This is a genomic window from Microcoleus sp. B13-B6 (assembly GCF_036705405.1).
In the GTDB taxonomy this organism is placed as follows: Bacteria; Cyanobacteriota; Cyanobacteriia; order Cyanobacteriales; family Microcoleaceae; genus Microcoleus.
This window is the reverse complement of the sequence record NZ_JAUBUJ010000092.1, coordinates 25,856-36,539: the sequence shown is the minus strand read 5'-3', so window position 1 is coordinate 36,539 and position 10,684 is coordinate 25,856. Positions and strand designations below refer to the sequence as shown.

Annotated in this window: 9 protein-coding genes; 6 read left to right on the top strand and 3 right to left on the bottom strand. The window is 44.0% G+C overall.

What is annotated here, in order from left to right:
- From QUB35_RS30410 to murJ, 3 genes are all read right to left on the bottom strand, one after another.
- Positions 1–1,700, bottom strand: a 1,700-nt coding sequence (locus QUB35_RS30410; protein WP_333145344.1) for a DUF4347 domain-containing protein, incomplete at its 3' end; no start/stop codon positions are given.
- Positions 1,701–2,258: 558 nt separating this feature from the next.
- Positions 2,259–2,378, bottom strand: a complete 120-nt coding sequence (locus tag QUB35_RS30405; protein ID WP_333145343.1) for a sulfotransferase — start codon at positions 2,376–2,378, stop codon at positions 2,259–2,261.
- A gap of 570 nt (positions 2,379–2,948) precedes the next feature.
- Positions 2,949–4,562 carry a murein biosynthesis integral membrane protein MurJ gene (gene murJ, locus QUB35_RS30400; protein WP_333145342.1) on the bottom strand — a complete coding sequence of 538 codons (1,614 nt, stop codon included), beginning with the start codon at positions 4,560–4,562 and terminating at the stop codon, positions 2,949–2,951.
- Positions 4,563–4,629: 67 nt separating this feature from the next.
- Between murJ and QUB35_RS30395 the strand changes: the two genes are divergently transcribed.
- From QUB35_RS30395 to QUB35_RS30370, 6 genes are all read left to right on the top strand, one after another.
- Positions 4,630–5,799: a DUF3095 domain-containing protein gene (locus QUB35_RS30395; RefSeq protein ID WP_333145341.1), complete on the top strand. Its 1,170-nt coding sequence runs from the start codon at positions 4,630–4,632 to the stop codon at positions 5,797–5,799.
- 74 nt (positions 5,800–5,873) lie between these two features.
- Positions 5,874–6,605: a DNA/RNA nuclease SfsA gene (gene sfsA, locus QUB35_RS30390; RefSeq protein WP_333145339.1), complete on the top strand. Its 732-nt coding sequence runs from the start codon at positions 5,874–5,876 to the stop codon at positions 6,603–6,605.
- Positions 6,606–6,856: 251 nt separating this feature from the next.
- On the top strand, positions 6,857–8,179 hold the full coding sequence (locus QUB35_RS30385) for a 3-isopropylmalate dehydratase large subunit (protein ID WP_333145338.1): 1,323 nt from the start codon (positions 6,857–6,859) through the stop codon (positions 8,177–8,179).
- Positions 8,180–8,342: 163 nt separating this feature from the next.
- Positions 8,343–9,131, top strand: coding sequence for a hypothetical protein (locus tag QUB35_RS30380; protein ID WP_333145337.1), 789 nt, complete (start codon positions 8,343–8,345; stop codon positions 9,129–9,131).
- 42 nt (positions 9,132–9,173) lie between these two features.
- Complete coding sequence (locus QUB35_RS30375) at positions 9,174–9,935, top strand: DNA-binding protein (protein ID WP_333145336.1); 762 nt, start codon at positions 9,174–9,176, stop codon at positions 9,933–9,935.
- Positions 9,936–10,157: 222 nt separating this feature from the next.
- Positions 10,158–10,649, top strand: a complete 492-nt coding sequence (locus QUB35_RS30370; protein WP_333145335.1) for a gluconokinase — start codon at positions 10,158–10,160, stop codon at positions 10,647–10,649.
- Positions 10,650–10,684 lie beyond the last annotated feature (35 nt).

The following is a 10,684-nucleotide window of genomic DNA, read 5'->3' as shown; positions in this document are numbered from 1 at the left end:
GCTTCACTCAAGGTGACGACTAAATCAGCAGCAACTGCAACACCGGTGGCGTTATCTGCGGGGGTGAAAGTGGTGGCTGTCGGTGGTGTGGTGTCAGGTGTTTGATCTTCATAGGCACCGATATCAACTGTACTATTCACGATTCGGCTGTAACCTGTCCCGCGCTGATCTAAGGTTAAACTACTGGCGTTAGCGTTATTACCAGCATCAAGGGCTGGGCTACCGGCTTGCAAAGAATGGGTTTGAGTAGGGCCACCATTGTTAGCTAGGGCATTTAAGAGAGGATTGAGGGGACTTCCACTTGTGCCTACTTTGGTACTCGTTGTAAAGCTGGTGCTCCCTGTATTATTACCAATTAAATTCCCCCCCCCGTCACTGAATGTACCAGCTACATCAGGGTTTTTAGTAGTAGGAGAACTATCAGTGTTTCCAGCAATAATGGTATTTCTGACTGTCGTTGCACTTCCACCTACATTAAGAACTCCACCACCGTTCCCTGTGTTGTTGGCATCACTATCAGCCGTATTATTTGTAATTGTTGAGTTGACAATCGTGGTATTTCCTCCGCTATAGGTGATGATAGCTCCCCCATCATTTTTGGCGGTATTAGCAGAAAATGTTGAATTGCTGATGTTTGCGGTGCCACCACTCATAGTAATAGCTGCGCCGCTTGCTTGCGCTGAATTAGCTGTAAAAGTGCTATTATTAATAGTTAATTGACCACTGCCATTAAAAATTGCACCTCCATCAGATAAACCTTGATTGTTGCTAAACGTGCTATTATTTATTGTTGCTATAGCACCGCTATTAAGGTATAGTCCCCCGGCAGAACCGCCTGCTGAAGTTAGACCATTACTAACAGTAAGATTATCTAGGGTTAAGTTACCGCTGGAGTTAACATTGAAGATGCGGAAACTGGGTGCTGCTCCGCTGCGTGTAATTGTGGCTCCATTGCCAGTAATTGTTAATGTGCCACCAGTGCTGGTACCTAAAATTACTGGTAAACCATTATTGCCTCCGGTTGTATTGTTCAGAGCTGTTAGGGTGTAGGTACTGCCGGAAGCTAGGTTAATAATATCATTTGCTGCTGTGCTATTAGCTTGGTTAATTGCCCAAAGTAATCCTCCATTCAAACCGGAACCCGTATTTGAGACATCTCCTGGCAGAACGGTATAGGTAGCTAACACGCCACTGTAAGCTGATAGCGCTGCGGGTTGGAATGGTAGCCAAGCAGCTATTTTGCCGATTTGTACGTCTAAGTTCCAGTTTCCTCCTAGTCTGATGTTCCCTATTTTTGTGCTAGAAGCTGCGACATTTGCGCGGGTGATTTCGGCAATGCGATGAATGAAAGCAAGTCCGATCGCGCCTGCTGCAACATTGCAACCATATAAAAGGAAATCGGCGTTTGAAGAGAGAGCCTTTCCCCACTGTTGCAAGTGTTCGAGTTTTTTTTCTAACAGTTCTTTATTAAATATATCTGTACCCAGATTTAGCGTGCCGGAACTACCGTGAGAAACTACGTGAACTGCCGCAATATCACTTTCCCCCGCCAGTGCGTGGGTAATTTGTTCAAGGCCACTACGCTTGTCATCTAAAATGACTATTTTGGCGTTAGCATCTGCGCCTTGGATCAGGCTTTGATAATCTTGTACAGAGGAGTCAACGAAAATAAGTTGCTTGTTCGCGATTGGTAGGTTCATAATTCCTGACATCCTTAATATCTATATATTGTTTACATCCAAGTCCGGCCGGGGTTGAAACCCCCGCCTCAAATCTTAAGTGCTCGCTATGAGGACTGAATAATTTAAGCTGTGGAGCATTTAAACCAGTAACGAGGCTAGTAGGGTGCGTCATTCGCGAACCCTTACGCTGAAACGGAAAACCTTAGATGCTGACGCACCTTACGCAAGTCCTTTAAATGCCGAACAGCTTATTAGTTCTCTTGCTTAAATAAATCGGGCGGTAAAATTGTTAGCCCGTTCCGCTGGAGGATTAAATAACCTGGAAACATCAAAGGCGTTACCGCGAATTAGTAGCTCGATACAGTCCATAATTCAAGCGATGTTTCTGACACAGTAGATAACTTTGGCTTCGGGAAATAGTTCCAGAATTAATGACAATTTGCTGCATCACCGGCGATTGGTGTCGGTGATCACTTCTCGATCAGTTGGCGGGTGGTAATAGGCTGTGCCTGTTTTTGTTCAGGGGAAATAAATATGGAAAACTCATTATCTTCGGTCATGGCTGAGAACATTCGCTCAGCTTGCGCCCCCAAGAGGGGATGTCATAGCACCATGAAACCGGGGATTTTGTCGTAGTAGTGCAGCCAGTAAAGTAGAGCCTGATCGGGGTAGTCCTGATATGAAGTGGGAGTTCACTGGCCTCGTGGCGGAATGGTTCCCTTAACATGAGATGCAACCTAAATGTATCATACCACAGACATATCTTTTATAGCATACTTTTATTTAACACTTCCCAACACAACATCCAGGTTTACGATATCTTTACAATCTAGACATCGTGGGTTGGCTTTCCCTATCTCTATCTCTATCGTTGCTTCGGGCCCCTGCCTCTGTAAAGTCGGAAAAGTCGGATCTTAAAGTCGGAAAAGTCGGATCTTTGCCATGAGGACATAATTTAGGCATCCAAGAGAGGCTGTGGGTATGAGGGTTTATTTGTTTTAGCGGAATTTTATTGGCTATTTTGCCAGACAGCATAAAGGTTGACGATATCTTGAGAATCTAGACATCGCCTTTGTTAATTACTCTGGAATTTTTGACCGCAGATGGTGGCGGATTTACGCGGATGGACGCGGATGAGTGTTGATTTGGATTTAAGGACGATCGCCCTTTATGGTCTTTTTTTACTCAACGGGCGATTCCCTACGGGATAGCTTCGCACGCGCGTACTTTTGTTGATTCCTGGAATCTGCAGCCAATTTCGGATGTTTATTTGCGAAAACGACCGCGAATGCGATCGACAAACATATCAACTTCCGGCAACTTCATCTGACTGACAAACAGGGCAAAAACCCCTAACCCTACAAAACTTGCCACACTCAACTGCACTAATTGAATTACCAAACCTTCAGTACCCAAAACTCTTTGACACGCTTGCAGAGTAGCCAAGGTAACGAAAGCAGTTAGAGAACTGCCAGAAGTTAACCCCAGAAAAGGCAAACTCCACTCCCCCCAAGGCAGGCCACCCAGCTTTTTATTTAAACAGTACAAAAGCATAATCATCGAAATAAGATTCACTCCCACCGTCGCCAAAACTAATCCGGGCGCGCCAAAGGCTCCTACTAACAAATAATCCAAAAGACCGTTTAAAAAGATATTGATAATACTGATGCGAAAAGGGGTTTCTCCGTCTCCCAAAGCGTAAAATACCCGTACCAAAACGTCGCGTCCCAAATACACAAACATTCCAATACTGTAAGCCATCAAGATCGGCGTGACAAACTCCGAGGCCTCTCGATCGAAAGCATAGCGTTCGTAAACCACGCGGACGATCGGCTCAGCCAGCGTTACCATTAAAGCGCTCAGGGGCAGCATCGTAAGGGCAGTCAAAATTAAAGATTGACGAATTCGAGCTTTTAATTCCGGCCAATCTCTCGGATCGGTGAGGCGAGAAAATATCGGCAGAAAGGGCACTAAAATTACATTAGAAATAATGCCTAAAGGCGTCATAACTAACAAGCCGCTGTAACCCATCGCAGAGGCAGCTTGAGGGATGTAGGATGCGAAAAATAGGTCAGTATAAACATTAATTTGTAGCATTCCTGATGATAAGGTCGCAGGAACCATCACCTTAATTACTTCTTGCACTCCCGGCCGTTTAAAATTAAACCGCAAACGCAATGTTCCCAAGCCGGCGCGCCACTGCGCCACCAGTTGCACCAACCACTGCAAAACTGCGCCCGCTAAAGTTCCCCAAGCTAACACTAAGCCGCCCATTAGTGCGAATTCTGGCTGAGTTATTTTGTCTCCGAGTTGCATTGCGAGAATCCCCAAACCGCCGACAAGTGCAACGCTAGAAAATAAAGGGCTAATCGAAGGAAGCCAGTACATATCGGCAGCGTTGAGAGTGCCGAAACCAATGCCGATTAAGCCTGAAAGTAATGCCATCGGCGCCATAATCCGAAATTGCTGGACGGCAATTGCTTTAATTTGTAAACCTTCTGCTGTTCTATTTAATCCCGGTGCCACCAAATCAATCAGCGGATCGGCAAAAATAACTAAAGCGATCGTCACCAACAGCAACAAGCCGCCGACTAAGGTGGTGATAGTCTCGACTAAGGGTGCTGCTTCTTTTTTATCCCGGCGGGCTAAAACACTGACTATGGCGCTGTGAAATGGCCCGTTAATCCCTCCGAGCAAAATAAATAAGAAACCAGGGATGACGTAGGCGTAGTTGTAGGCATCGACGGCGACACCGACTCCAAAGGCTGCGGCGATCGCAATTTGGCGCACCAATCCAAAGACTTTGCTAATTAGAGTGGCGAGTGCGACAATGCCGGCAATCCCTGCGAGGGAACGAGAGGGCTTCTGTAATTGGGACACAAATGGTTACAAACGCTAATGCTAAAAGGATTCACTTATTTTAATCGCGAATCGGGAGAATGATAACATGAATTCAGAAAACTTCTATTCCCAATTACCTTTACTGAACAATTTTATCAAGATTACCGATCTGGGTAATTTTGTTGACGTACCTGATGATTGGTACATTGTTGTCACAGATATTCGCGGTTCTACAAAAGCGATTGAAGCGGGAAAATACAAAGAAGTTAACTTATTGGGGGCTTGTTCGATCGTTGCTGTTTTGAATATCGCCGGCAAAACTGAGATTCCGTTTGTGTTTGGTGGCGACGGCGCTTCTCTTTTAATGGGGCCATCGCTTTTACCCGCTGCTAAGATTGCTTTGCTGGCCACTCAACAAATGGCTAAGACTCAATTTGACATGGATTTGCGAGTTGGGGCCGTCCCGGTTCAAGTTGTGGCAGCTAATTATCCGGTTAAAATAGCTAAGTTTAAAGTTTCAGAAAATTACAGCCAAGCTGTTTTTAGTGGCGGCGGCTTAACTCGTGCTACTGAACTTATTAAAGATCCGGCGCCTGGTAATATTTACAGTATTAAAAATAAGGGCATTTCTGCAACAGCCGATTTTTCGGGATTGGAATGCCGGTGGCAGGATATTCCCAGCAAGTATGGGGAAATAGTAACGCTGCTGGTAATGGTGCGAGAAGATTTTGGTCAGCAAAGTCATCAATTATATAGAAAAATTATCAAAAAAATTAACTACATTTACGGCAAGGAAAATTGTTTAAATCCTATCGATAGTAAAAACCTTAAATTGACACTTAATAGCACCAAGCTGATTAAAGAAACTCTAGTTAGGGCGAGCAATGCTAGTTGGTTAGACCGCCAGATGTATTTATCAAAAATACAGTTAGAGACGGCGCTTGGTTCGCTACTAATGAATTTGAAGGTTAAGACAGAAGAGTTAGATTGGGGAGTTTATAAAGATATTGCGATCGCAGCTACGGATTACCGCAAATTTGATGATATGTTGAGAATGGTAATTTCGGGCAATGAGTGGCGGCGAAAAAAATTGACGGGGTACTTGGAAAGGAATTACCGAGAAGGCAAGCTGGTTTACGGTTTGCACGTTTCTGACAGAGCGTTGATGACTTGTCTGGTGTTTGAACGCAACGGTCGCCAAGTGCATTTTATAGACGGTGCTGATGGAGGTTATGCTTTAGCTGCTAAGGATATGAAACAAAGAATGCAGGACTAAAGTCCTTACTACAAACCGTCGTTTCATGCTATGATGCCTCACTCTAAAATCTAAAATCTAAAACCTCAAATCGAATGACTGACTTAATTTACAAATATCCTCCTCTTTTACCCGGAATTCTCATCAAACGTTACAAGCGATTTTTTGCCGAAATAGAACTAGATTCGGGAGAAATCATCACCGCGCACTGTCCGAATACGGGCCCGATGACAGGTGTTTTGATTCCCGGCAATCCAGTGCTAGTATCTCCCAGCGACAATCCTAAACGCAAGTTAGCTTATACTTGGGAATTAATTAAAGTTTGCGACACTGTGCCAACTTGGGTGGGAGTTAATACTGGGCTACCCAATCGAGTAGTTAAATTAGCTTTGGAATTGAAATTGTTTCCAGAGTTGGGCAATTACAGTTTAATTCAACCGGAGGTTGTTTACGGCACTGATAAAAAAAGTCGAGTGGATTTTTGGCTAACTGGTGAGGAAAAACCGATTTTTCTGGAAGTGAAAAATACAACTTGGGTAAAAGAGGAGTTGGCTTTATTTCCCGATACAGTTACGGAGAGGGGACAGAAACATTTGCGGGAATTAATGGAAGTGGTGCGGCAGGGCTCGAGAGCTGTAATGCTGTATTTTATTAATCGCGGGGATTGTACGGATTTTGCTCCGGGGGATAGTGCCGATCGCCTTTACGGAGAATTGTTCAGACAGGCTATAAGTGAAGGTGTAGAGGTTTTGCCTTGTCGGTTTGACGTGACACCGGAAGGTGTTCGGTATTTGGGATTGGCGAAGCTAAATCTTTATAGCCTTTAATCCTAGTGAAAAAGTGGGATTTTATAAGTCTACTAATACTGCAATAAACTTTCCTTGACCTTTCATTAAAACTAATAGTTCGCTGGCGCTTGACTAAATAAGTTTTTGGCGGATGAACAATAACTTCACAATCAGGCGTACTCCCACTTTGAGGAGAAGACGCTCATATTCATAATAAATTTCCTCTCAACATCAGGCGATATTTCGTACAATACACTATGTAGCATCTAATAAAAAAGAGCGATCGCACTATGGGAATGACTCTGACCGAAAAAATATTAGCCAAAGCATCAGGCCGCACTAAAGTCGAGCCCGGAGAAAATATTTGGGTAGAAACAGACGTGTTGATGACCCACGATGTCTGCGGGCCCGGCACCATCGGCGTTTTCAAACGCGAATTCGGTGAGAATGCTAAAGTCTGGAACCCTGACAAAATCGTCCTCATTCCTGACCACTACATTTTCACGAACGACGAACGCGCTAACCGCAACGTCGATATTCTCCGCGATTTTGCCAAAGAACAAGGGATAAAATACTTTTACGACATCACGGATCGATCGGACTTCAAAGCAAATCCCGACTACAAAGGAGTTTGCCACATCGCCCTAGCACAAGAAGGCCACACCAGACCAGGGGAAGTGCTCTTCGGCACCGATTCCCACACCTGCAATGCCGGCGCTTTCGGACAATTTGCCACCGGTATCGGCAATACAGACGCGGCTTTTATCATGGGAACCGGCAAACTGTTAATCAAAGTTCCCGCAACCATGCGCTTTGTGTTCAACGGTGAACTGCCGGATTATTTGTTAGCAAAAGACCTAATTTTGCAGATTATTGGTGATATTAGCGTTGCCGGTGCTAACTACCGGACAATGGAATTTGCGGGCGATACAGTTGAGCGTTTGACGATGGAAGAACGGATGACGCTGTGCAATATGGTGATTGAAGCTGGCGGTAAAAACGGCACGGTTGCGCCGGACAAAACTACGTTTGATTACGTTACTTCGCGGACTGATAAAGCCTTCGATTCATTTTACAGCGATGGGGATGCTAAATTTTATAGCGATCGCACCTACGATGTCACCCAATTAGAACCAGTTGTCGCCAAACCGCACTCTCCCGACAACCGCGACTTAGCCCGCAACTGCCGCGATGTCAAGATCGATCGAGTTTACATCGGTTCCTGCACCGGCGGCAAAACCTCCGACTTTCTGAATGCCGCCCGCATTCTGAAAGGAAATCAAGTCAAAGTTCCGACTTATTTAGTACCAGCAACTCAGAAAGTTTACGAAGATTTGTTTGTCACAAAATACGATGGTCAAACCCTTTCGGAAATCTTCTTAGCTGCCGGCTGCATCGAACCCGCAGCGCCTTCTTGCGCCGCTTGTTTGGGCGGCCCGAAAGATACTTTTGGGCGGATGAACGAACCAGAAATTTGTGTATCTACAACTAACCGGAATTTCCCCGGCCGCATGGGGAATAAAGAAGCGCAAGTTTATCTAGCTTCGCCTTATACGGCGGCGGCTTCTGCGCTGACTGGGTATGTCACAGATCCGCGCGAATTCCTGTGTTAGAAGTTGTTAGCGATGTTTAGAATCTTAGATCCTCCACTTCTTAAAGAAGTCGAGGATCTGGGTATTCTGTTTTTTTAGATGGATTTACCTATCGCTGAACGTGACAGCGATCGGCTAGTTAGAATAAAATGAAAATAAATATCGATGTCAAATCTAAAAAGTCATGATCGATCATAATATTTTCCGTAAAGTGGCTACCACATTTGCCCTAATTGCTATTACCATATCATGCAGTGCAACGAAGACAGTAACTCGGGCACAAAAGAAAGCAGAAAAGCCACAGCCACAGATTGCTTATGGCGATTTAATCGTTGACTCTGAATCAGAATATATTATGATTCCAGTTATCTTATCTAGCGATGAAAAAAAATCTGGACACAATCCTATCTCATCAAAATTAAGTTTTTCAAGGGGCCGTCGTATGATTGGTTATAATATGATTTTTTATAACAAAACTAACGGAGAATCTAATATTCTATTAAATAGAAAAGCGTTAATATCTAAATTTGAATATTTGCCAGGTAAAAAAGATATAGAAAATCCCAGCCATCAAAATGAACAAACAAATCAACCGAAGCAAAATCCCTCAAAAAAAGTATCCAGCAAGCCTCAGAATCAATTGCTGTTGTTTCATATCATAGATAGCGACACAAATGCTGATGGCAAACTTGACGATGCAGACGCGATCGTTGGATATTTATCTAACTTGGCAGGCAAATCGCTTCAGGCAATCGCTCCGCCCGATACCCAGTTAATGAGTTGGGTATTTGATAAAAAGAGCGGCGGTATTTTTGTTACAATTAGAAAAGACTCCGATGGCGATCGCAAATTTACCGAAAAAGATGATATCGATTTTGTCCGAGTTAATGTCAGCAAACCCAATGTTGGCAAAGAGATAATCGACGGTAAAACTCGGCAAAAATTGCAAAAAAATATTCTTAGTTCAAAGTAAACATAAGGTGCACACCCTACTTGAATTGACAGGAGATTTACTTTGAAAACACTATTTTTGGCTTGGCAAAGCCCGGACAGCGGTTCTTGGTTTCCGATTGGTCGATTGACATTTAACGGTAAAGAATACCAGTTCAATTATACAAATGGTGTTCTAGAAGCTAAACTTAAGTGCGGGTTTCAACCTTTGCCATCTTTCCCGGATTTCAATAATGTTTACACTTCACAGAAACTGTTTGCGTTGTTTTCTAATCGAGTGATGGCGCGATCGCGCCCTGAGTACCCTGAATTTGTGCAGTGGTTGAATATCCCTGAACACGAACATGACCCAATTGCTTTATTGGCGCGCAGCGGAGGCAAACGGGCAACTGATAAATTTGAGGTGTTCCCTTGTCCCGAACCAGATGAAAATGGACGTTACTGTATCCATTTTTTTGCAGATGGACTGCGATACCTTTCCAAGTCGGCAATTGAACGGATTCATCGGCTTCAAGTGGGCGAACTTTTGTATTTAGCCCACGAATTTAAAAATCCGCGCCCTTCCCGTCTGCTTCTGTGTACTAAAGATCACTGGATTGTCGGCTATTGTCAGCGCTATCTGGTGGATGATATTTTTGAAATTATTTCGCAGCATCCAGAATTGGTTCGCGTAGAAGTCGATCGCCTCAATCAACCCCCAACGCCGCTACAGTTCCGCTTGCTGTGCAAGATGACTGCCGATTGCCAGCAAGGCTTTCGCCCTTTCCAAGGCCCGATGTACCAGCCTGTTAGCAGTGATGTTGTAGCTGCAAGTGCGATCGGATAATCAGCAACTATCAGTAAAATTACGATCGCATAATTAGGGAAGAAGTCAAGTTAATTATTCGGAATTCATTAGACCCACTCTATAAGAAACTTGATCTAGAATTAGAAATAGGCTGGGTTTGTTAAATTGTTTATAATTGTATGATTCATCGGGCCACTTAAGAAACCCGGTTTCTCGATCGCACAACTCGATAAAGTTCCAAGTATTCGGTAAATAAGTGCCATGATTACGATCGTGATGGGAGTCTCCGGTTCCGGCAAAACTACTGTTGGCAAGTTGCTGGCGCAATCTCTCAATTGGGATTTCAGCGATGCCGACGATTTTCACCCATCAGCTAATATCGATAAAATGAGTCGGGGCATTCCTTTAGAAGATGCGGATCGCCTTCCTTGGCTATTACAATTGCAAGCTGCAATAGACAGGTGGCTGTTAGAAAATAAAAATGTAGTTTTGGCTTGTTCTGCTTTAAAAACATCTTACCGCGAACTGCTCTACCGAGACCCAAAGCGCATGAAGATAGTTTATCTAAAATGTTCTTTTCAGCTATTAGCCACAAGGTTAAAAACTCGCGAAAACCACTACATGAAAGCAGACTTGCTTTTAAGTCAGTTAGACAGTCTCGAAGAACCACAAGATGCAATTATCATAGATGCTTCGCAGCCACTAGAGTTAATCGTGCGCCAAATTATATCATGTCCGATCGATCGCCCATAATACAATTGCCGGGGCGGGTTTTTGAGATTGTGTGT